This window comes from Flavobacterium gelatinilyticum (genome assembly GCF_027111295.1).
GTDB classification, from domain to species: Bacteria; Bacteroidota; Bacteroidia; order Flavobacteriales; family Flavobacteriaceae; genus Flavobacterium; species Flavobacterium gelatinilyticum.
Map to the genome: position 1 here is coordinate 4,914,868 of NZ_CP114287.1, position 22,821 is coordinate 4,937,688.

General features: G+C 34.3%; 16 protein-coding genes and 3 tRNA genes. 11 read left to right on the top strand and 8 right to left on the bottom strand.

What is annotated here, in order from left to right; all coding sequences use genetic code 11:
* Positions 1-38: 38 nt before the first annotated feature.
* From OZP11_RS21315 to OZP11_RS21350, 8 genes are all read right to left on the bottom strand, one after another.
* The gene (locus OZP11_RS21315; RefSeq protein ID WP_281232505.1) at positions 39-398 is read right to left on the bottom strand and encodes a hypothetical protein; all 360 of its coding nucleotides are present in this window, start codon (positions 396-398) and stop codon (positions 39-41) included.
* Positions 399-578: 180 nt separating this feature from the next.
* Entirely contained in the window at positions 579-1,235 is a 657-nt protein-coding gene (locus OZP11_RS21320; protein WP_281232506.1) for a hypothetical protein, read from the bottom strand.
* Positions 1,236-1,371: 136 nt separating this feature from the next.
* Positions 1,372-1,953 carry a hypothetical protein gene (locus OZP11_RS21325; RefSeq protein ID WP_281232507.1) on the bottom strand — a complete coding sequence of 194 codons (582 nt, stop codon included), beginning with the start codon at positions 1,951-1,953 and terminating at the stop codon, positions 1,372-1,374.
* 942 nt (positions 1,954-2,895) lie between these two features.
* Positions 2,896-3,537 carry a hypothetical protein gene (locus OZP11_RS21330; protein ID WP_281232508.1) on the bottom strand — a complete coding sequence of 214 codons (642 nt, stop codon included), beginning with the start codon at positions 3,535-3,537 and terminating at the stop codon, positions 2,896-2,898.
* The gene (locus tag OZP11_RS21335) at positions 3,489-4,793 is read right to left on the bottom strand and encodes a hypothetical protein (protein ID WP_281232509.1); all 1,305 of its coding nucleotides are present in this window, start codon (positions 4,791-4,793) and stop codon (positions 3,489-3,491) included. The genes OZP11_RS21330 and OZP11_RS21335 overlap by 49 nt, the downstream gene beginning before the upstream one ends.
* Positions 4,783-4,956: a hypothetical protein gene (locus OZP11_RS21340; protein ID WP_281232510.1), complete on the bottom strand. Its 174-nt coding sequence runs from the start codon at positions 4,954-4,956 to the stop codon at positions 4,783-4,785. The genes OZP11_RS21335 and OZP11_RS21340 overlap by 11 nt, the downstream gene beginning before the upstream one ends.
* Positions 4,957-4,960: 4 nt before the next feature.
* Positions 4,961-6,808: a phage baseplate assembly protein V gene (locus OZP11_RS21345; RefSeq protein WP_281232511.1), complete on the bottom strand. Its 1,848-nt coding sequence runs from the start codon at positions 6,806-6,808 to the stop codon at positions 4,961-4,963.
* Positions 6,809-7,166: 358 nt separating this feature from the next.
* Positions 7,167-7,577: a helix-turn-helix domain-containing protein gene (locus OZP11_RS21350; RefSeq protein WP_281232512.1), complete on the bottom strand. Its 411-nt coding sequence runs from the start codon at positions 7,575-7,577 to the stop codon at positions 7,167-7,169.
* 210 nt (positions 7,578-7,787) lie between these two features.
* Here OZP11_RS21350 and OZP11_RS21355 point away from each other — a divergent pair, with 210 nt between their 5' ends.
* From OZP11_RS21355 to OZP11_RS21405, 11 genes are all read left to right on the top strand, one after another.
* On the top strand, positions 7,788-8,846 hold the full coding sequence (locus tag OZP11_RS21355) for a nucleotidyltransferase domain-containing protein (RefSeq protein WP_281232513.1): 1,059 nt from the start codon (positions 7,788-7,790) through the stop codon (positions 8,844-8,846).
* 181 nt (positions 8,847-9,027) lie between these two features.
* On the top strand, positions 9,028-9,462 hold the full coding sequence (locus tag OZP11_RS21360; protein WP_281232514.1) for a hypothetical protein: 435 nt from the start codon (positions 9,028-9,030) through the stop codon (positions 9,460-9,462).
* Positions 9,463-9,638: 176 nt separating this feature from the next.
* Positions 9,639-14,714 carry a DUF4132 domain-containing protein gene (locus OZP11_RS21365; protein WP_281232515.1) on the top strand — a complete coding sequence of 1,692 codons (5,076 nt, stop codon included), beginning with the start codon at positions 9,639-9,641 and terminating at the stop codon, positions 14,712-14,714.
* A 264-nt stretch (positions 14,715-14,978) separates the two neighbouring features.
* Positions 14,979-18,071, top strand: coding sequence for a DUF6493 family protein (locus OZP11_RS21370; RefSeq protein WP_281232516.1), 3,093 nt, complete (start codon positions 14,979-14,981; stop codon positions 18,069-18,071).
* A gap of 5 nt (positions 18,072-18,076) precedes the next feature.
* Positions 18,077-19,405: an SWIM zinc finger family protein gene (locus OZP11_RS21375; RefSeq protein WP_281232517.1), complete on the top strand. Its 1,329-nt coding sequence runs from the start codon at positions 18,077-18,079 to the stop codon at positions 19,403-19,405.
* Positions 19,406-20,168: 763 nt separating this feature from the next.
* A tRNA-Arg gene (locus OZP11_RS21380) sits at positions 20,169-20,242 on the top strand.
* Positions 20,243-20,262: 20 nt separating this feature from the next.
* Positions 20,263-20,335, top strand: a tRNA-Asp gene (locus OZP11_RS21385).
* A gap of 86 nt (positions 20,336-20,421) precedes the next feature.
* Positions 20,422-20,493 (top strand) — tRNA-Ile (locus tag OZP11_RS21390).
* A gap of 107 nt (positions 20,494-20,600) precedes the next feature.
* On the top strand, positions 20,601-21,149 hold the full coding sequence (locus tag OZP11_RS21395; protein WP_281232518.1) for a 3'-5' exonuclease: 549 nt from the start codon (positions 20,601-20,603) through the stop codon (positions 21,147-21,149).
* A 17-nt stretch (positions 21,150-21,166) separates the two neighbouring features.
* Positions 21,167-21,736: an RNA ligase 1 family protein gene (locus OZP11_RS21400; RefSeq protein ID WP_281232519.1), complete on the top strand. Its 570-nt coding sequence runs from the start codon at positions 21,167-21,169 to the stop codon at positions 21,734-21,736.
* Positions 21,737-21,765: 29 nt separating this feature from the next.
* Positions 21,766-22,551 (top strand): ATP-grasp domain-containing protein, encoded by a 786-nt coding sequence (locus OZP11_RS21405; RefSeq protein WP_281232520.1) that lies wholly within the window; start codon positions 21,766-21,768, stop codon positions 22,549-22,551.
* Positions 22,552-22,821 lie beyond the last annotated feature (270 nt).

Consider the following 22,821-nt stretch of genomic DNA (forward strand, 5'->3'; position numbering starts at 1 on the left):
GATGGGCACGGATTGCAAATCCGCGCTATCGGGAATTCTTATTTTCTCTGGAGATAGATAGAATAATAAATCTTCACGTTTTCAAAACTACCTCTTGTCTCTTCTTTAATTGTATCAGACAAAAAATTAGGATGATTTAAAATGATAAAAAATTGTTTAGGATCATGTCCACTTTCAAAATCAAATATTTTTGTACTTGGTTCTTTCTTTAAAACAAAATAACCTAGTTTATTAGTAGTCGTTTCGTTACCTTTTTCAGTAATAATGGTAACTTCTGATATTGTTTTTTTCGTATCACGATCATAAACATATCCGTGAACTTCAGGCCTATCATTTTTTAATGAACATCCAACTAATAAAAGAATTATAATTAAAATTTTAAATAAATGCTTCATCATTAATTAATTTTTATCTTGGAAAACCATAGAAGCCCAAGTAGATCAAATTCCCGATCGCGCAGATATATCGACAACGATCGCTCGGATTTGCAATCCGTGCCCACAAAGAATGTAAACTACAACTGTTAGACTTATTACAATTGGGATGGGCACGGATTACAAATCCGCGCTATCGGGTTTTTACCAGCAATTTGTACCGTTATATAAATGATCTAAAACATCATGAAAATTATCTTCTTTGTAATCAACAAACATTTCATAAGAATTATTATCCATATAAAATCGAGTGTTATAATTGTCTATTAGAAATCGATTAGAATATGTTTCTCCAGTTTCCTTATTTTTGACTTGAGATTTAATTGAAGTTTTAAACCTTTTATAGTATTTAATGATTTTATCTTTACTTGTAAAATCTGCGATATCTTTTTGTGATTTATCAATAGGATCTACAATTATATCTTTATATAATAGGGTGTCATTTCTAAAAAAATAAGTTATAATCCTATTATATAATTTGTTTTTCAGATAATCTCTGTTTTTTTTCTCTTTAATTGAATCTTCTCTATAAAAGTGCCATAATTGAGTTGGACATAATTGACCTCCTTCATTTTTTTCAGGTTTTACATTTGAATACATATCAAACTTAGTGGCTGATTTGAAATAGCCATCAATTTTATCTTTTTCATTAGGAATATAGACAGATGAGTATTTATAAAAACCATTATCTAAGAGTTCCTTTTGTGTTACAACTTTATTTAGATAATGATTAATTTCATCTTTCTTATTACAAGAAATAAATAATACTATTATTAATGTTAGGGCTGTTATTTTTCTCACTTTTTTGTTACTTTTATTCCATAATTTTCTAATTCTTTTAAAATATCTCTATTCTCTTCATTTAGATTTCGAGTTGCAAATCCGCGCTATCGGGTTTGTCGTTTTAATGTAAAAATTGGCTTTTAAATCAATTAATTTAATCATCAAAATTGTTAATAATCGAATCTATTTTTTTAAATTCAAGATTTTTTAGGTTATCATTTAAATTTACTTTTCGAATCTTAAATTTTTGCTTCAAATCTTCATCGTCAACAATTCTTTTTATTGATTTTAGATAAAAATCTTCTCCTTCATAATTAATTACATATTGAAAAAGTGTTTTTGATTGCCAAAAATTAATGCAAAAACCATTTTTAAGAAGCACTTTTTTTTGTGAATCATCATATGTAATTTTACTTAATTCCAAATCATTAGGTTGTAAAGTATCTTTCTTCGAAATAAAATTATAAGGTATATTGAATCTATGAATTTTATTTTGTGAATTAATAATTTTGACTTCGTAATTGAGTTTATCTTTAATGTAAACCTTATTTAAGAATATGGCAATATCTTTATCAACAGTTGAAATAATTAATGAATCAATAGCATCAACTTGTAGGTTTAATTCATTTGTTTTTTGATTCACAGTTATTTTTTGTTGTGTTGTATCTTTGCAACCAGACACCAGAAAAATTAAAATGAACAAAAAAATATTATATTTTATTAATACACTTTTCATAATTTAGAATTTTTAATAACGCAACAAAAGCTTCCTTTCTTTCTCCAAATTCAGTTGTAGCTCCTTTAATTAAACGTGTTAATTCTTTAAAATCATTTTCTGTTTCTCCACATTTAGTATTTAAATTAATTAACGTTCCATCAATTTTTCTAACTCCTCTTTCCCAAAACCATCCTGCTGAATCACCTGATACTTCTAAGGAAGTAGAAATTTTGCTAGGAATTTCAATTACATCTATTTTCGAATTTTCTTATCATTATGGGTAATTAATATTAGGAGTCAATTCAATAAATTTTCCTTTTTGAATATAATTCTTACAATAAGTTGATGAGTAAGCGTTATTATATACTGCATTTTAAAAAAAATGATTTTTCTTTTTAATGAAAATAAGTGAATCAAAAGGATGGTATATTTGTCTAATTAAAAAAGTAATATTACCATTGTCTTCTTCTTGAAGTATAAAGTCTAAAGGCATATCACGCCCCTCTTTCTTTTTGTTATAATATAATTTTGTCTCAATTCCGAAGGAAAACTCAAATTAATGATTATCAGTGATTTTTCATCATTAATATCTTTATTGTTAATGTTTTTATAATTTTACCATACCCTAATGTTGAGAAGTCAGCATCAAATGGAATACTATTTCTTACGTTTCCTATAGTATGATTTTTACTGACTGTTTTTTTTAAATCAATATTTAATCTTTTTTGCATCTAATTACAAGAAATAAAAAACTGATTGAAAACAACTTATTTCTTATTAACGCATTTTCCATAATTAAATATTTTTCTTAATTCATTTGTATTGTTTATTCGTTCTTGATACCCATTGGAAGAGCATTATTTTTTTAAGATTATATTTTCACTTATTGCAAAAAGTTTAAACATTTAATACAAAATTTTAAATCTACTTTAGGAAAAACAGATATTCATAATTTAATTTCTATTTCCAATTAAATTTCTTTTTTTTGTTTCTAATAACTATACATTCATCTATCGTATAATTGGTTGGACAGTGAAAACATTCCTTGATTTTATTGAAATCAAATAAATTTTCAAAATCAAGATAATCTTTGATAGCTATTTTTTGATTACTATTTTGAATACATATATAAGATGATGGAATATTATATACACCTCCTTGATTATCGCTCTTTTGATATGATGAATTTGAATAAGAAAGTTTTTTTAACAAATACAGATTATTATGATTTTTAAAAATATAAATCAAGAACGCACTCCCAGTAAGAGTACTATTAAATTCTATTATTTTAATATCTTTATTAACTGATGAAATTTTTAATTCATATAATGGATTGAAAAATAGTTCATTTTTTAATCCATTTATGGTGGCAGGTAATTTGATAACAATTGATTTGTTGAAAATCTTTTTTGTAATAAAATAATAGCAAGTATTACAACTTTCAGTTGTTTGATGATTTAGATAACCTATTTTTTTCTTTTTTTCATAAACAATAATTTTATTTTTGTTTTGTGAAATAGCTTTAATGCCAAAAAATAATAAAAAAATACATATTATTTGTTTATACACTTCGTATCGTACTTTAAAAAATCTTTTGTCCATATTGTAAAATTTATTCTTTCTGTTAATCCGTTATCTCCACCGTTAATTTCTATTGTTACTTCTTTTATATTGTCATTCAATATACCTTTATCCATAGCTTCAATTACTTTTTTTCTGTAAATCGTGGAATACCACCCAGCAGAATTAAAAGAATGAAATAAATTTCCAGAAATTTTCTTTGCAAATATTTTTAAATTTTCATAGAAATTATCGTTAAGACCTTGCTCGTTTGCTTTTAAACTATTTTTAATGCATTCTCCGACACTTTCAATTATATTTCCCTTTGAGTCTTTTGCAGAAAACTTGTTATAAATGGATTTAAAATTTGTATCATTTATATAGTCATAATATGCAAGATAATTGTAATCATGTGTAATTTGCTTCATACCCCTTCCTTGAAAATCTACACCACCTTTATAATTGCTTGGTACAACAGATCTGCTTTCATATGTATATCTAAAACTTATTGTTTCTAGATACATTTGTCCTATAAAATGAATTTTTCTCTTGCAAGTGTTAATTTTAAATTTTTCAAACATAGAATTCATTTCATCGACAAATAGTTTTATCTTATCTTTATTGTCAGTTAATTTTCCTTTCTCTACTCTTATGCAGGAAATATATTCATTTCCCATATTAAAGAAAGCCTCTCTTTCTGCGATATAATGTTGTTTATCACGTAAATTGTAAATTATTTCAATGATTTCTTCTACCGTAAAATCTCGATTGCAATAACAAGGAGAAGAAGAATTTAAACCTGCACCAATTGTCACTCTCCCACAATGTTCCCATTTATCAGGCATATCACCTTTCATGTCAAACCAGTCATTAGAATTATCCTTAAAATAAAAATCTATATATTGTACAGTTTTCATTAAGTTTTTACTAAACGTAATCTCCACAATATCATTATAGTTTTTTATTCCTAAATCATGTTCAACATCTTTTTTATTGTGGTTTGAAACAAATACATTCCCATTTGCAGCGGTTAATTTATACTTTATAAATCCATCAGGATCACTTGCAGTTTGATGAGCTTTTTGAAGTTTAAACTTTAATATCGTTTTTTCTTTATTGAGAGTTTCAGGTTTAAATTCAATTTTATGATCGGATTTTGCTTTGTAAATATCTTTTACTGCTGTAGAAATAAGATTTGTTTTTGAAACAGAAAGAATTTTAAAGTCGTCACTATTGAGTAACTCTGCAAAAGGTACAAAGTCATATTTGCTTACGTAATCATAAAAATTAATCCCCATTGCTTTTTGTTTTTATTTGTTTTGAAGAAACTATAACTATATCATTTTCTGTAGTTCTTAGTACAATCTTGTTGGCAGTTTTAGTTATTTTATTTTTGACTATTATTGTACTGTTTGAAGCAGTTTCTATAAAAATATTTTTTGCTTGTTTTAATATTGCCATGATTTTAATTGAAATTTGAATTTTCTGCTGAATGTCCCTTTATGTTTTTTGCACTGTGCATTTCTATATCATCATCTGTTGTGCTTAAATTCATTTTGCCAGCAATTTCTCCAGAAGTTCCACCTACAGATTTAATATAATTTTTATCAGTAATCTCAGTTCTGTTATCTGATTTTTCAAAGATATTTTCACTTGCAGTTATTGTTATATTGCCTCCTGCAGCCTGAGTTATATCATTTTTTGCATTTGTTGTTATATCAATCCCTGCTTTTACCGTAATACTTTCGCCAGCCTCAAAAACAATATTTTTAGCACGAATCGTTATTGTTTCAGGAGTTGTCACATTAATATTTTTGCCTTCTTCATCCAGTTGAATCTCATTCCCACTCGGGTCTGAAAGCCAGATACCTACTTTTTCTATAAACTTAAATAATTGTCCGTGTTTAAATTTCCAGGCTTTTATACTGTTGTCTTTTGTAGAAAAACCTGATTTTTCTTTATTGCTCGTCATGGTTCCTACCACGATAGGCAGTTCGGCATTGCCTCCCTGAAAGTCTACAAAAACGGTGTCGCCTATTTCAGGTATAATGTGAGAACCTCTGACATTGCCTCCATAGTTTTGAACAAGCGGTATATAGGGTGTGGTTTCGCCTTTGGCCTGCTGCCACGGCATTTGTACCCTGACACCGCTAAGTCCGTCCGGGTCTGCATTGGCCGTTACAACGGCTGTCTGGCTTTTGCAGTTTGGCACCAGATCAGGATCGGTTTGGGGAGAGAACGGGGAACCGTTGAAATTAATAGCCGTGAAATGGTTTTGGTAATCCCCGCCGTCATCGCAGGTATGCCTAATTTGGGTAACACGATAAGAACTCTCCAGCTGTATGTCGATTCCGTATATTCTTACTGTATTTCCAACGGTGATTCCCGGCAGGTCGCTAATGGCTTCAACCTGCATCATGGTGCCCAAGATAGAGCGCATTTTGTTTTTGGCGTATTCTTCGACAGTAGTGCTGCCATTACTCCCAACGGCATTTTGATTGCGCTGGATAAGGGTTTGTTTATTAAAAATTTTGTTGGATTTGTTTATAAAGTTTTGATGGAATCCATCAGCTTCTTTTCTGTATTTTAAAGTTTCGTCTGATGCGTATTCCCCCTTGCGGTTGTCATTTTCGATTATTTTAAAGTTGGATGGCGCCAGCTGTATGTCGTACCGAAAATCCTGCATATTGACACCGCTGTATAATTTTGGCTGTCCGCCGATACCTCCGGGACTGCCAAAAATCAGGGTCCGGCCGTTGTAGTAAAACCACTGTCCGTGTCTTTTTGCCAGACGGTTTAGGAATTCAAAACTGCTTTCGTTATACTGCACCGTATACGACAGCGTATCTTTATAATAGGGTTTTACTTCCATATCGATATCATAGCCGGATTTTACCTTGTTTACAATATCCTGCAATGGTAAGGAGGTAAAAGAGTTAAACTGCGGTCCGTCTTCTAACAGTATTGACAGACTATGCCCCTGAATTAAAAAGGTTTCTTCGATATCTTTAATTTGGGATTTCTGCATTTTTACGCTGGTTACTACTCCGTAAAACTGCATGATATAATCGCGGGGGTCTGTGCCTATAAGCTCGTCAAGCCCTTCTATGGGTTTTATTTCTATGCTTACTTTTTCGCCGTAGAACTTCTGCGAAGCGGGCATTATGCTTTTAAATTCATCTACCAGCAGGTCTTGTCTTACTTCAAACGAAAAGGTGTGATGGTCATGGATTTTTTGAATAATTTCTAAATTGATGAAATTGCCAATAAGGGTTTCGCCAATCTTAATCGTGGTTGCAGTTTGTAAAGCCATAATTGAGATTTAATAGTCTTTTTATAAATATTTTATTTATTATTTTAAAAACAATGATTTTTAAAAGTAAATAAATTACTACGAATTATTGTGTCTCAATATACAAACTTTATTTAAATGTAAGAAATATATTTAATTTATTGTAAATACTATTTTTAAGGAAAACAAAAAACGCATCCAAATTAATGAATGCGTTTCTTAAATATACTGAATTGTATTTTTATCCTTTCAAAGTTTGCAGCTAGATATGCAAGGTTCATACGTGCAATGTACTCACGAGTGGGAGGTTCTCGTCAGCAGGGGGAAAACTCTTTTAAAAGTTTGCGCTTTTTCAATTCTTACCTAAAAAGAAAAATCCCTATTTCCCTTTCATCAACTTTTCTAAATACTCAACCTTATCTTTTTCAGCCTGAACCAAACGTTCGTAAAGCTCGACCACTTTATCAAGAGGATTGAAAGTACAATTGAAATTAGTATTGCTATCTCCATTTCCCTGTGGACCATTATTAGCACTATTATCGTAAAAGTTATTGAAGAAATTAAAAACAGATTCTTCAGTAAAATTTTCAATTGCTTCTACCGTCACGCCAAGTGCTTTTGCAATTAGTACCAATTTTTCGAAATCAACGGTTTCACTGGTTTCAATGCCGGAAATAGTTTGCTGGCTTGTGCCAATGGCATCAGCGAGCGCTCCTTGTTTCATGCCGCGAAGCTCTCTTATTCGGCTGATATTTCTGCCGATATGTTTAGGTTTAGTTGCTGTACTCATATTTCAAAGGTATTTAAAAATTTTAATAAAAACAGCAATTCGTAAAATACAAGATAATTTGGTAGAATACAGTTTTTGCTGTTTTTCGTAAACCGTAAATATATTCTTTTTCTTACTTTAATAAAAGCGTTATTTTTGGAAAGAACTTCGGTTTATCAAAACTTTTATCTTCTATATTTACATTGTTTAAAGAATACGTAATAATTTAAAATGACCATTCAAGACTTAAAATCCCAAAACCTAATCCTGTTCGAAGTAATTTCAGGAAGCAGGTCATTTGGCTTAAATACCCCAACATCCGATACTGATTTAAAAGGCGTTTATTATCTGCCAAAAGAAAAATTCTTTGGTTTAGAGTATATTCCGCAGATAAGTAACGAAACCAACGATGAGGTGTATTACGAAATTGGGCGTTTTGTAGAACTTCTGCTTAAAAATAATCCCAATATACTCGAAATTCTGGCTTCGCCGGAGGATTGTATTTTGTACAAACATCCGCTGATGGAACATTTGCAGTTAGACGATTTTTTGTCGAAACTCTGCAAAGATTCGTTTGCCGGTTATGCCGTAACGCAGATTAAAAAGGCGAGGGGTTTGAACAAGAAAATTGTAAATCCGCTGCCAAAAGAAAAGAAAAGCCTCTTGGATTTCTGTTATGTTTTAGAAGGCTATAAAACCATTACGGTTTCGGCATTTTTGCAGCAGCACAATTTAAAGCAGGAACAGATTGGTCTTGTAGATCTTCCTAATTCTAAAGGAACATTTGCCATGTTTTACGATCACGAAAAAACGCTGGGCTACAAAGGAATTATCCAAAAAGAAACCTCAAACGAAGTTTCGTTGTCGTCTATTAGAAAAAACGAAAAACCAATTGGGTATTTATCCTGCAATCAGGACGGTTACTCAAAATACTGCAAAGAATACACAGAATACTGGAACTGGATAGAAAAACGCAACGAAGAGCGTTACAACACCAACCAAAAGCACGGAAAAAATTACGACAGCAAAAATATGATGCACACCATCAGGCTTTTGCAAACAGCAGAACAGATTCTTGCGGCGGGAAAATTAAACATCAGGGTTTCAAACCGCGAGGAACTTCTGGACATAAAAGCCGGAAATAAAGAGTATGATGATTTACTGGAAATGGCAGATAATTTAATCGCTTCAATCGAAACGCATTATCAATCGTCGAACCTTCCTGAAAAACCAGATGAAGAAAAGGCAGTCAGGACTTTGATTAAGATTCGCGAAAAACTGTATTTTTAGAAAAATTCCAATAAATCTAAATAAAAACCCAAACCCTGCCAATACCAATTGGCGGGGTATTTTTTTGCCTACAAATTGTACTTTTAATTCATGATATTTTTTAACAGTTAAAAGATGTTCTTTTAAGAAAAAATCATTGTAAAATTCTTATTTTACAGCTTCTAAATAAATGCCGCAAAAAATGAATATAAGCATCTCAGTTAAACAATTAGGAAAAAAACATCCGTTGCTTCAGGAGAAGAATATCGCTCTTGCGATAGAAAATCCTGTCATTACTACACAAAAACTCATAGAATCGATTGTCGATCATCAGGTGCAATTGTTCCGTTCTGCTTCATTTGAGTTCGAAGACGAAGACAAAATCCACCTTCCAAAAGAAAATTATCTTCCCATTTTAACCGACACCGGAAAAGTAGGTTTCGGCGCGCTGTACAATCACAACCAAGTAGATTTGGCCAAAGCGCAGGAAAATGCCATTCAGGCTTTTGAAGACGGCTTGTATGCCATTTTCTATGGAGACGATCAGCTGGAAACACTAACCGAACAAATCGATTTATCTCAAAATAAAAACCTCACTTTTATCAGACTGACTTTCTTGGCGGGAAGTTACTGGTAAATCAATTAAAAATTGAGAATTAAAAATTAAAAATTGAAATGGCAAAAATCAATTGCAATATCAATTTTAAATCTTGCAGGTTTAGGAATCAAAATCAATCTAAAATCTAAAATCTGCAATCTAAAATTTGAAGCATCTGCAATTCAAAATAATCTAAAATCTAAAATATCAAAATCATGACGATAGAAGATCTTTTAAAAAGTAAAGTAATCGAAAATCCAATTAAGAGATTTAAAAAAGAACTGGAAGAAATTGTAAACAGCAATCTGGTTACGAAATTATTTTCTGGAAAAAAACTAAAAAAAGAAGCGGCAGAGCTTGGTCTGGAATTAGTAAAACTGCCGGATAGTTATTATGGCAATTTTATTGGGCTGGGTTCAAACGAAGCCGAAAAATTCGAAACCCTGATTAAAGAAGATATTTGGGAAGACAAAAATTACTACGATCTTTTGGTTTTCTTTTTTGGCGAACAAAATGCCGTTTTTGTAAAAGAAGCCTGGAACCGTCTGCCTCTAAAAATGTATCAGAATGGTTATAACCGACGTTCGTTTAGAGCGCCAAACCATAAAAAATATCTAGTTGTTAATCAGGTTAACTTTCTGCGTTCGCTCCTAAACGGACCCAATTTGTACAGTTATCAGGACAGCCGTGCGAATTATTACGATTTAAACCTCGAAGAACAAATTCGTTTTGATACCGAAATTTCAAACGCCAGCAATCAGTTTATGGTTTGGTCGGCAGCAATAGATTTGAATAAAGAAAATCTGTTTCAGCTTTTCGAAGACATTATTTTCAATAAAGACACCCACGGAAAAGTATCCCGCAATATCATCAAAGCGCTTTTAAACAGCGAAAAACAGGAAAGCTGGGAACTGGTCGAAAAATTACTTTTGGCTGCACAGCGTCAGGAAGGTCTGCGCCAGACCGTATTAGAAGCTTTAGATGAAACGAGCATCAACGCGCTGCCTTATATGATTAAGGTGATAATCGACAATAAATTAACCCGTTTTTCATCGGTTATCAGAGCCATTGATACCTGGACAGGATTGGGCTGGGAATCTGAAAAAGAAACTACGGTTCGCAATATCATTGGTCTGGCTTCGGGGTATTTTGATAATCCGGAGACGATTCCGGCGGGAATTCAGAGCAAAAACAATAACGAAGTCTATATGGCGCTTTGGGTTCAGGGCGTTCTGGACGTACAAAAAACCGTTCCGTATCTGCGTGAATTATTAGAAAACGGTTCGGTCGAAAAGAAATCCCTTGCCTTAAAATTTGCCGGAGAAACCAACGATCCGTACATCGAAATGCCGCTTTATTTTAAAGCAATCGACAACGAAAACCTACAGGTTCTGGCTTTTGCCGTGCCAAGAATGAATACCTTGCTTGAAGCCAATGTAAAATCGAAATTTTATGTAGAAAATCCGGATTACCCGAACTTTTTCGATAAAGTCTACAATCTGGCACAGACGGTAACCGAAAAAGAAAAAACGTTTGAAGGAAAAGTATTTTCTTGGTTAAATATTAAATTTGAAAGAGACACGCTTTACGCCGCCGCTATAAATCTCGTTGGTGATAATACCGAAAGATTAGAAGCGGTTTTAACGCATTTTGAAGGCTTTTCTATCAACTTAAGAGAAAAATTAACCCGACAAATTCTGGGCGATTTCTACTCGTATTCTTTCTACAGTTACAACAACAATACACAAAAAGAAGATAAGATTCCAACCGATTTTCAGCGCAGTTTTGCCCTTCGTATCTTAAAAGACAGGGGAGAATCGCTGGTAGCATCGGCAATCCGTACGTTGAATAAACTGAGCCTGACAGAGGATGAACTGGCGATATTTCAGGAATTGTTTAAACGTAAAAATTCCAATTTAAAGAAAAACCTAACGGCGATCCTGATCAAACAGGAAGACCAGAAAATTGTTTCGTTCGTTAATCAGACATTAGAAAAAGGCGATCTGGAACAACGTATGTCGGCTCTGGATTTAATGCTGCAGCTTCAGAAAAATAACAAACTGACAGACAAGGTAAATGACTGGGTAAAAGACTATCTGGAAAGACCAAAAATTACCGAAAAGGAATCTAAATTTATTGAGCAGTTAGAACCGTCGCAAAAGAAAAACGTTTTGAGCGAAGAAAACGGATATGGTTTTTATACCCCAAATACGGTTTCGGCTTACGAACTTCCAAAACCAAAGGCAGATTCTTTGTACACAAAATCGGTTAAGGAGCAGGAATTTGGATTTTCAAAACCGTTATCGCACATCAAAACCGAAATTTCGAAACTGTACACGTTATTCGAAGAAAATAGAAACTACGAATACGAAGTCGAGAATTACGACAACAGTAAAATGTCGGTGCTGCTGGGCAATGGTTTCAGACAATTACGAAGTCTTAAAGACGAAAAAGATCCGGAGATTTTGTTTGCCAATTATCCGCTGCATACTGTTTGGGAAGACTGGTTTAAAAATTCGGGTTTAGACGAAAGAGATTTATTCCTGATGACGCTTGTAAGCAATTGCGACCGAAAAATATGGCGCGATTTTCTGGAAAAACATGTTTTTTATTATAAAGAATTGCTGCCACACCCCAACAAAAGAGGCTACGACTGGGACAACCCAATTTTGAATATTCTGAATGCTTTGCAGGTTAAATACATCTTTAAAGACAAAACCGACTTTTTAATTGATGCCTGCAGTATTTTATATGCCGATCTTCCGGAATCGGTAATAGAATTTGAATTTAAGCCATCAAAAGACCAGTATTATTATGATGCTAATAGTGGAAACGGCTGGCAGAATCAGGGCTTTTTTGATGTGTATTTAAACAAAATTGGTTTTGCAGATTTAACCGAAGAACAAAATATAAAAGTCTGGAATTTGTACCGATGGAGACAGCTCAACGGATTACCAAGAAATATTTCGTATACAAAACCGCCAATTCATTTGTACTGCATTGCTTTTGAACAAAATGCGATTACTGAAGGCGAGTTGTACGAAGGAATTTTAGAAAGCGAAAGAATCTCGGTTTTAACAAGCGATACCAAACATTACAGACATTACGGAAGCGAAGGTTTAACAACGAGATTTCCGTTTTTGGTTCCTATGATCGATAAAATAAGAGAAACCTTTTTGGATGTTGAAATCAAAAGAGGGGATTCGAATACAGCGGTTACACATTTGGTTCAGAGTTTCCAGAAGATTTTTGGCATTAATCGCCTGGTTGAAATTATTTCGGCACTCGGAAAAGCAAGTTTGTACAAAGGTTATATTTATTCGTGGAGTTATACTGAATTGACGAAACAAAAATTGTTCAGTTATTTATTAAAAAGATGTTATCCGCTTGCCACAGACACGCAGGAAACTTTTAATGATCTGGTAAAAAAAGCTAAAATATCCGAAGAAAGATTAATTCAAACCGCCATTTATGCACCTCAATGGCAGAAGTTTATCAGCAATTATCTGGACTGGAAAGGTCTCGATGAAGGAATCTGGTGGTTTCATGCGCATACAAAAACGGCAGCATACAGCGCCGCAAATTCGGAACTGGAAAGTGAAGCCGCACGATTTTCATCTTTGGATTTACAGGATTTCAAAGACGGCGGTGTCGACAAAGACTGGTTTATATCGGCATACAAAAAATTAGGAAAAGCAAAATGGGAACTTCTGTACGAATCTGCTAAATATGTAACAGATGGTAATGGTCACAGACGTGCCAGATTATATGCTGATACGATTACCGGAGATTTAAAAATAAGAGAAGTTACCGCAAAAGTAAAAGACAAACGCGATCAGGATTATTTACGCGTGTACGGCTTGGTGCCTTTAAGCAAAACCAGTCCCGAAAAAGACATTCTGGCACGCTACGAATATTTGCAGCAGTTTAAAAAAGAAAGCAAAGAATTTGGTTCGATGAAACAGGCCAGTGAGGCTTTAGCAATTCGCGTGGCATTGGAAAATCTGGCAAGAAATGCCGGATATCCGGATCCGGTTCGTCTAACCTGGGCAATGGAAACCAAACAAGTTCAGAATATTCTATCTAAAGAAACAGAGGTTGTTCTGGATGATATAACCGTGAGCCTTGTTATTAATAAAGAAGGAAAAGCAGATCTCGTAACCTATAAAGCAGGTAAGGAACTAAAATCGATTCCGCCAAAATACAAAAAAGACAAAGGTATTCTGGAACTAACCAATTACCGAAAAACCATGCGCGAGCAATGGACACGTTCGCGAAAAGGTCTTGAAGAAAGTATGATTCGCGGTGACGAGTTTTTATTCGCAGAAATGCAGAATCTTTTCGAACACCCGATTATTTCGAAACATCTTGAAAAATTAGTTTTCATTTCAAACGATGATAAAATTGGTTTTTATGTAGACGGAAATCTCGTGAGCGGTTTAGGAGAAATGATCGAAGTAAACGAAAACCATACTTTTAGAATTGCGCATTGTTTCGATTTACATAAAAATAATGTCTGGACAGATTTCCAGAAATATTGCTTTGATAACAAATTACAACAGCCGTTTAAACAGGTTTTCAGGGAATTGTATGTGCCGACACCGGATGAATTAAAAGAAAAATCAGTTTCAAGACGTTATGCCGGACATCAGGTACAGCCAACACAGACTTTGGCCTTACTGAAAACAAGAGGATGGAAAGTAGATTATGAAGAAGGATTGCAGAAAGTTTTCCATAAAGAAGGCTATCAGGTAAAAATGTACGCCATGGCCGACTGGTTTTCGCCAGCCGACATCGAAAGCCCGACTCTGGAAACGATAGAATTCCATTCTTTAAAAGATTATAAAAACATTGCTTTTGAAGCTATTAATCCGAGGATTTTTTCAGAAGTAATGCGCGATATTGATTTAGTGGTAAGCGTTGCCCACGTTGGCGGTGTTGATCCTGAAGCAAGTCATTCTTCTATCGAAATGAGAGCTGTTTTATTGAGAGAAACACTTCGATTATTCAAAGTCAAAAACGTCGAAATCAAAGAAAACCATGCGATCATTAAAGGAAAAATGGCAGAATACAGCGTGCATTTAGGAAGCGCCGTTGTACACCAGCTTCCGGGCAAATATCTGTCGGTTCTGCCAATTCATTCGCAGCACAGAGGACGTTTGTTCCTTCCGTTTGCAGATGACGATCCAAAATCGGCCGAAGTAATGTCCAAAGTTTTATTGTTCGCCAAAGACGATGAAATCCAGGATCCTACTATTTTAAGCCAGATTGATAAAACATATACAGAATAGCGCAGTAAAAAGTATCCGGGGAATTTAATAGACAGGGAGAAAGAGTAAAGAGCAAAGAGCAAAGAGTAAAGAGAAAAGAGCAAAGAGAAAAGAGCAAAGAGAAATCCGTTTTAATCCGCGTCTAATTAAAAGCATACAACCAATTAATTCAGAAAAAGCGACCAACATTTAGAGGACAAAGTAAGGCAGGAAAAAAGAGCAAAGAGAAATCCGTTTTAATCCGTGTCTAAATTATGCGCATTTCAAACCTGAAAAAAAACAGTAATGAAAAAAACTTTAAAATACATCGACGGAAATTCAGATAAATTCTGGGAAATTGAAGTAACAGGAACCAGTTATACCGTAACGTACGGAAAAAACGGAACATCTGGCACAACCCAGACCAAAAGCTTCGGTTCAGACGAAGAATGCCTCAAAATGGCAGAAAAAATACTGGCAGAAAAAGTAAAAAAAGGATATTCAGAAACCGGTGAAGTCGATGCTACTTCAAAACCAAAATCGGCTAAAAGTAAAATATCAGACGAAATTCTTGAAGAATACGATTCGATTATAAAAGCAAAAAAAATCGATTTGATGCTTCCTTTTCTAAAAGAAAAATCCAAAGGAAATATCGAAGCGTTAAAAAAACACATTAAAAAAAGTAAACGTTACTGGATGACGTATACAGATTTGTCAAAAGATCCCGGTTATGTAAAAAAAGACAAACACGATTATGGCTGGGGCACGCGCGGTGATTTTCAGCAAAAAGAAATTATCACGCTCAGCGCGGTTGCTTTGTTTGATAAAACCGATATTACAACCTGGGATGAAGCACTTCAATTACTGGACGAAGCCGATCATAAATCGTATGTTTTAGAAACCTTGTTATGGGCAAAACCAAACTGGCTCGAAACGTTTATACTCGAAAAAGTTCGAAGAGACGACTGGCGAAGCTTCAACTATTATATTCTGCGTTTGTTTGAAGACCAGGGTTTAATGCAGTTCAATCCTGAATTGTATGCCTTATGTCTGGCCAATACCAACGAATGGCGCGCCAAAATGAAAGCAAGGGTTTTTATTGCCAAAGCTCTGGAAGATAAAACAACGTACCAAAGAGATATTCCGGAGATGTTTAATTACGAAACCACTCTTCATAATATTTTTTTTAGAGATAATGATAAGCAAAGCCACGACGAGTTTAGCACGTGGGCTATTGTGTACAAAGAATTATTGGACCAGAAAAAAATGGACCGCGCTTTCTTTTTTGAAAATGCGATTCAGATTCAGACCAAAGAATGGAACAACAATATCAAATCGTTTTTTAGAAAAAGAATTGAAGAATTTAACGCATCCGAAGACGAACTGATTGTATATCAGGAAAATATATTTTCGCTTTTACACAACGCTTATCCGCCTGTTACGAGTTACGGAATCGAACTGGTTAAAAAAATATACACGCATCCTAAATTTAAAACCAAATCATTTTTAGAATGGCTGGAGCCGATGATGATGCGAAGCGACTGCAAAGCCGGAATAAAAAGCGCCTTGCCGGTTTTAGAAAAAATGAGCAAAGCCAATCCGAAATTAAACAACTCAATAGCTTCGATTTTAGCCGATATTTTTGTAATCGCTGATTTGACTTTGCAGGAACGCGCGAGTAAACTTCTGGTAAAATTAGGTTCTGTGAAAGACAAAGCGCTGAAAGAAAAACTGACTTCGTACGCCTCATTGATGCAGGGGAATATAAAATCCGGTTTGAGTCAGTTTATGGATCAAGATGCCTTAGCTGATTTTGATTCCGGTTTTGAAGAATACCAGTTCGAAACTAAAAAAGAATTGTTATTGACAGAAGAAGTGCAATTACCAAAGGATTGGAATGAGATTTTGTTTCAGTTTGGAAACTTTATTGGTTCCGAAGAAGTTCTCGATACCGAAATTCTGATGAATACCTACATTCAGCAGCGCGATTTATTCCCGGATGATTACACCGCACAATTACAGCCGTATGAAAAACAGCTGCAAAAGCATTATTTTGAAGCCTCTCATAAAAATGTAATGAAGGTGTTTTTATCCGAAAAAATAAAAAATATCAACACCAAATTCGATGGACGTTTCAAACATTACTCCAATATAAGAACCAATTTTTTAATAAAACCTTTACTGGAAAAAGTACAGCAAAAAATGGATTCTGATTCAAAATTACCAATGCTTTCTTTCCCAAGTCATAAACCGTATTGGGTAGCGCCAAAAGTTTTGCTGGAAAGAGTTATCGCCTATCAAAAAGCAGAGGAAGAAATTGATTACCTGGATTTAGCAGTAGCGATTGCCAGAATGCCGAGAGAAAATACCGAAGAAGCGATTCCGTTACTAAATCAGATCGAAGGCGAATTGAAACCATTATTGTCATTTGCCGTAGGAGCCGAAGACAAATTGACAATCGATTCGACTTCGTTAGTTTCAAAACTTTTGGCAACAATGGGCAAAACGACCAAAGAAAGCGGGAAATTATCGTTATGGGCCGTTGCAGCAAGAACATTCTATCCGGACAATACTTTTGCAGAATTTGAAAGTACGTATTTAAAAGAAGTTCCGTTTGTGGTTTCACCCTATACACCCGAAATTACTTTTAAAGAAAAATGGAATGAATGGAGAAATTATCAAACCAAAGAAAAAGAAAGATCACCATCCTGGTACGAACTTCGTTTTGATATGCCCAACTATACCAAAATTCCGGATTATTTACTTTACAGTCAGGATATTTATACCAGATCAAACAGCTGGGATTATAATTTAAATTATGCCGGAAATACCTGTTACTGGCACAGTTTAACACCGCAGAATCCGGATGCATTGGCCTTGACATTACTGAACAACTGCCGAATTGCCGATGGTTCTAAACCGGAATTAAAAGGTTTTCTGGATGTCATGAACAGGCCGGAGTTTCGATTTTCTGAAAATACACTAATGTTGTTTGCTGCATGTTTCTTTCAGGAGAAAAAAGATTTACGATTAATAGCTTCTGAAACGCTGATTAACCTGATAGAAAAACAAATTCTGGATGTCGAAAAACTGGCTCAGAAAGCGTCGTTTCTGGCTTCTGAAAAATACGGTGCTTTTTCAAGATTAACCGATGGCATAATTGCTTTAAAAGATATTTCGCCTTTGCATAACAGTGCACTGCTTCAGTTTTTTAATACTTTTTTTGCCAATCTTGATGTAAAGGAAAAACTGCCGACGAATTTCAAGAAAATGGTCGAAAATTATGTCGATGTTTTAATCAAAACCAATCAGAAACCATCAGAAAAAGCAATTGTGTTTTTTGAGCAATGGAAAGATAATGCTTCGCTTAAATCGTTGATTAAGCAAATTTTAAAATAAAGAAAATGACAGATTTAGAATATAATTACAAAGGAATTTCGACATACAGTAAAACCAAAGGAATCAACAATCTCGTTTTGGCACATCAAACCGAAATTGAAGAAGTAAACAATATTCCGTGTTTTTTCTGGGGAAGTTTGACAGATCCGTATGTTACGGCAAAATGCTGGAGTACGATTGCCAAAGTCGTTCGTTCGAGTTTTGGTCCTATTCCGCCAAGTCTTCGCGATCCTATTGTTTCTGCCGGATCAGAAAGATTACGCTTTGAAGGATTTTCGTCCTGCAATGGCGTTTACGTACGATTAGATATGAAACCGGAAGCAGTCGACGGCGAATTTATTGCAAACGGAACAACCAATGTCGATTTTAATGATCCAATGCTGAATGCCTTAAACGCCATTCAAAAAAATGAAAAAGTAACCCTTGCAGTTGGACAGCAGGACGTTCAGGTGATTACCAGCAAAGCAAAAGTAACAGAGAAAAAAGTAACGCTGCCTATGCGCTGGATAAAAGGCTTAACAAGTGTTCAGCTGTATTTAGCGGATATGGATTTGAAATTTGAACTCAATAAAATCCAGACCATTCAGTTATTTCAAAGTCTGCCAAAAGGAAGCGTAAAAGGTGATTTCTTTATTACCAAAAGAGCCGGAAAATTTATGTTTTCGACTTTAGCCACAGCCGACAGCGTAAGAATAGGAGGCGTGCAGAGATTGAGACTGCTGGAAGGGATTCTTTCGATAGTCGATAAAATATTCGTTTACGAATCATCAGACAAACAAACCTGCTCGATTGTCTGCGAATTTGGAAAAATGCAATTGCTTATGGCGTTTTCTCCGGATTCCTACCGCGGTTTTTCGGGAGAAGGAAACGTACTGGAAACCATGACCGAAAACCTGCCGATGGAATGGGTGTATGGTTTAAACAGTTTATTAAAATCGAATGAAATGTTTGATCCAACCATGCTTTCTATAGAAAATGATATTGATTTTGGAACGATGGACAACCTGACTTCTAATTTGTCTTCAATGGGATTATTGGGGTATGATTTAAGCGAAAAGGCCCATTTTTACAGACGTCTTCCGTTTAAAACAGAAAGAATTCTTTCGCTGAATCCAAGACTTAAAAATGCTAAAAAGCTGATCGACAATGAAGAAATAGAAATCACAGAACGCAGAGCCAATTATATAGAAGCCAAAGTAAAAGGTTCCGGCGTAGTGCATAAAGTGATAATCGACAGCAATTCGCAAAAATGTACCTGCGACTGGTTTACCGCTTATCAGGGAAAACGTGGTATCTGCAAACATATTCTGGCTGTTAAAATGACGGTTTCTTAAATCATCAAATTGTTATATTTATCAAATTTTCATAAAAATTTGTTAATTTAAGATAGAAAAAGCTACATTTGCACCCGAATGAAAATAAGAAATCAACATATCGACCTGTCAGCAGGACAAAAATGCAGCTATTTAATGGGAGGATTTCCATCGAATAATGCAGGATGCGATATGTATTTTATAGAATAGAATTGTAATTTGTAGTTACAAACTCAATAAAAAATATAAAAAGCGTCTTGATTTCAGGGCGCTTTTTTTTGGTTATCACTGAAAAGCAAAGCAAAAAGATGAGTAAAAACACTTTAATGAAAAATAATTTAAAAAAATTGTACAAAAAATGTTTAATGATTGATCAAAATAGCGAAATATAATCTTGAGAAGTAATCTAATGAGAGACAGTCATTTGATACAATTAAGGATCTGCACCAGTTTGCGGACAGGATTTTCTATCTAATAACATTAGGTTTAAGTAATTGATAATCACTAAAATAATTCAAAAAATAATTTGGATAATTGATTTTTTCGACTTTATCTTTGCCGAAGAAAATCAGAACATAGATTTTCAAAATAAAAACGATTTTAAATTAAAAACAACATATAAAATGAAATTCAATTTCGCATATAGAATGAAATCGCAACGTCCGATCCTAGATCTTGGATGTCTAACAATACAGGTGCATGAATATGGACAATAGGATACGTATATCTTATAAATTCTGCAAGCACCTTTAATCGGGTGCTTTTTTTATGCCCAATAATAAATGATTTTGTAGCTCAGTTGGATAGAGCGTCTGCCTTCTAAGCAGATGGTCGAAGGTTCGAATCCTTCCAAAATCACTTGTTCTCTAGAAGGAACTGGCTCATTGGGGTTACTGGCTAACCTTCCCGACTGTCTCTCGGGAGAAACGGGTTCGACTCCCGTATGAGCCGCTTTTTTTGAAGATGCTGAGGTTCTGAGTTACAAAATAAAAAACTCAGCTTCTTTCTGTCTTTGCGGCAAAAAACAAAAACATAAAATGAGAAGAGAACGAAGGTCGTTCGTCCGCCTTATATGCGGGAGGCTGCAGGTTCGAGTCCTGTTTTTCATTTTTTTTGTCGCAAAGGCGCAAAGCTTCAAAGTTTAAAAAAAACTTAGTGACTTAAAATAGTAGCCGCTTCAAAAGAAGTTGAATAAAAAAATAAAAATTTAGAAATCATGGTGTTATATGATAAAATTATAGTGATTGATATTGAAGCAACTTGTTGGGAAACTAAGGAGGAAACACTCTTAAATCAGAGAGAAATTATCGAAATAGGAGTATGTAAGTTAATCTTATCGTCGGGAAAAATTGAAAATAAACAGAGTTTTTATATCAAACCGGAGGTTTCACGAGTTTCTTCTTTTTGCAGCCAATTAACTGGAATTACAAATGAAAAACTACAGATAGAAGGAACTTCTCTTGAGAAAGCATTAAAGAAAATTAATTCAAAGTATTCGGCAAAGTATAGAACATTTGCAGGTTATGGCGATTTTGATCAAGAAATATTAGAACAAGAGTGTAAAGCAAAAGCAATTGAAAACCCATTTAGAAATGACTATTTGAATATAAAGACACTTTTTAATTTAGTTTACCTTCAGGAGAAACCTCAAGGATTATTAAAAGAGCTGGAGCTGGTAGGAGAATCTTTTGAAGGGAAAAATCATAATGGAGCCGATGATGCTTACAATGCAGCCAAATTACTGTATAAAGTTTTACGGAGATAACAATTAAAAAATGAAAAATGAAAAAGATAAGCACATTATTTGCTAAAAACCCTAACGATTTAGCAAGAGTAATAGATAAAATTAACATCGAAAATAAATGGGTAATGGAAGGAAAAGCCATTGCAACCCGAAAATTTGACGGTACATCGGCTGCTATTATCGGCGGGGAAATATTCAAGCGATTCGATGCCAAAAAAGGACGAACAATCCCGGCAGGAGCAATTCCATGCCAGGAAGCAGATCCCATTTCAGGACATCACCCGCACTGGTTAAAATGCGAGAGATCAAAATCTGAGGACAAACATTTTTTCGAAGCTTTTGATCAGTTAGAAAATAAAATCGACGGAACGTACGAATTATGCGGTCCAAAAGTACAAGGAAACCCTGAAAAGTTTGAAAGACACACTTTGGTAAAACACGGTGAAGAAATATTGGATTTTGTAAGTCTTAATTTCGATGACTTAGAAAATTTCTTATCAGAAAATGATATCGAAGGAATCGTCTTTCACCATATTTCAGACGGAAGAATGTGCAAATTAAGAAAATCAGATTTTGGAATTAAACGAATGAAATTAGAATCTGTATAGAAAACAAGTAACGCTAAAAATGCAAAAAAATGAAAACAGTATACAACAGAATTGCCTTAGTAGGAATTGAACAAGAGGAATATGATGTCATAAAAGCCAGTTATTCAGGACATATTATCTGGCATCAGGCGATACCAAAAATCGTTGTAAAAGACGAGGTGCTTTACATGGAAAAAGCAAACGGAATTGGAATGCTTCCTGTTGATAAAGTAGTGTACTACGGAATTTATGATAATGATTTCGATTTTATTGCAGGTTTAGCCATCTGGAAAGGAGCTTGTTATCCAAATGCAGCAGCTATGCTCGACTGCAGATTTAAGATTCCGTGTCTCGTAAAAGCATTATCGCTTTCAAGATTTAGTGCACCACGCGGCTTTGTAAGCGCAGGAGCTTCTGTAAATACAGCAAACGATACCGTTGCAAAATGGGGAAACTGGCATTGTGGTGAAAACAAACATCGTTTTACCGGAGAGTGGGAAAGTGAGTTTACCGCCACCATTGAACCGTATTACGAAGGAGAAGCCGTCAGGATTATGATGATAGGCGATACCTATTGGCAGATTAAACTGGAAGGAAATGACTGGCTGAAATCGATTCATCCGGATAGCGCGGGTTTTATGCCTGTAGATGATGAGCTGCTTGCCGATACGCTTCATATTAAACAAGCTTTAAATATGGACATGATTGGAAACGATTATATCGTGGCAGAGGATGGTTCGAAATATTTACTGGAAGTAAACCATATCCCCAATATTACAAGGTTTGAAGAAGTAAGACAAGCTTATTTATCGACTGTAATAGAATGGATTAATTAAAAAAAATATCCTGCGCAGAATAATTGCGCAGGATCATTTGAATCTTTGTTCAGGAAATAAAAAGTTCTTTAACAAAATGAAAATACAGCAAAGGAAACTTTGCATTACAATATCAAACAAGCCTTGTTGTGTGTTTCTGTACAGCACCATTGCAGCGAACTTTTCGCGAAAGCGTATCATGTTTTTCTGTACAGCAGGTTTGGAGGTTTTAATCATTTTTCCATAAAAATGGTAATCTCTAAGGGTTGTGGGTTCGAGTCCCATTCGCAT

What these genes read in the sequence shown, in the direction of transcription:
- OZP11_RS21315 (WP_281232505.1), bottom strand. Translation starts at nt 398, where the DNA reads ATGATGAAGCATTTATTTAAAATTTTAATTATAATTCTTTTATTAGTT.
- OZP11_RS21325 (WP_281232507.1), bottom strand. Translation starts at nt 1,953, where the DNA reads ATGAAAAGTGTATTAATAAAATATAATATTTTTTTGTTCATTTTAATT.
- OZP11_RS21330 (WP_281232508.1), bottom strand. Translation starts at nt 3,537, where the DNA reads ATGGACAAAAGATTTTTTAAAGTACGATACGAAGTGTATAAACAAATA.
- OZP11_RS21335 (WP_281232509.1), bottom strand. Translation starts at nt 4,793, where the DNA reads ATGGGGATTAATTTTTATGATTACGTAAGCAAATATGACTTTGTACCT.
- OZP11_RS21340 (WP_281232510.1), bottom strand. Translation starts at nt 4,956, where the DNA reads ATGGCAATATTAAAACAAGCAAAAAATATTTTTATAGAAACTGCTTCA.
- OZP11_RS21345 (WP_281232511.1), bottom strand. Translation starts at nt 6,808, where the DNA reads ATGGCTTTACAAACTGCAACCACGATTAAGATTGGCGAAACCCTTATT.
- OZP11_RS21350 (WP_281232512.1), bottom strand. Translation starts at nt 7,577, where the DNA reads ATGAGTACAGCAACTAAACCTAAACATATCGGCAGAAATATCAGCCGA.
- OZP11_RS21355 (WP_281232513.1), top strand. Translation starts at nt 7,788, where the DNA reads ATGACCATTCAAGACTTAAAATCCCAAAACCTAATCCTGTTCGAAGTA.
- OZP11_RS21360 (WP_281232514.1), top strand. Translation starts at nt 9,028, where the DNA reads ATGAATATAAGCATCTCAGTTAAACAATTAGGAAAAAAACATCCGTTG.
- OZP11_RS21365 (WP_281232515.1), top strand. Translation starts at nt 9,639, where the DNA reads ATGACGATAGAAGATCTTTTAAAAAGTAAAGTAATCGAAAATCCAATT.
- OZP11_RS21370 (WP_281232516.1), top strand. Translation starts at nt 14,979, where the DNA reads ATGAAAAAAACTTTAAAATACATCGACGGAAATTCAGATAAATTCTGG.
- OZP11_RS21375 (WP_281232517.1), top strand. Translation starts at nt 18,077, where the DNA reads ATGACAGATTTAGAATATAATTACAAAGGAATTTCGACATACAGTAAA.
- OZP11_RS21395 (WP_281232518.1), top strand. Translation starts at nt 20,601, where the DNA reads ATGGTGTTATATGATAAAATTATAGTGATTGATATTGAAGCAACTTGT.
- OZP11_RS21400 (WP_281232519.1), top strand. Translation starts at nt 21,167, where the DNA reads ATGAAAAAGATAAGCACATTATTTGCTAAAAACCCTAACGATTTAGCA.
- OZP11_RS21405 (WP_281232520.1), top strand. Translation starts at nt 21,766, where the DNA reads ATGAAAACAGTATACAACAGAATTGCCTTAGTAGGAATTGAACAAGAG.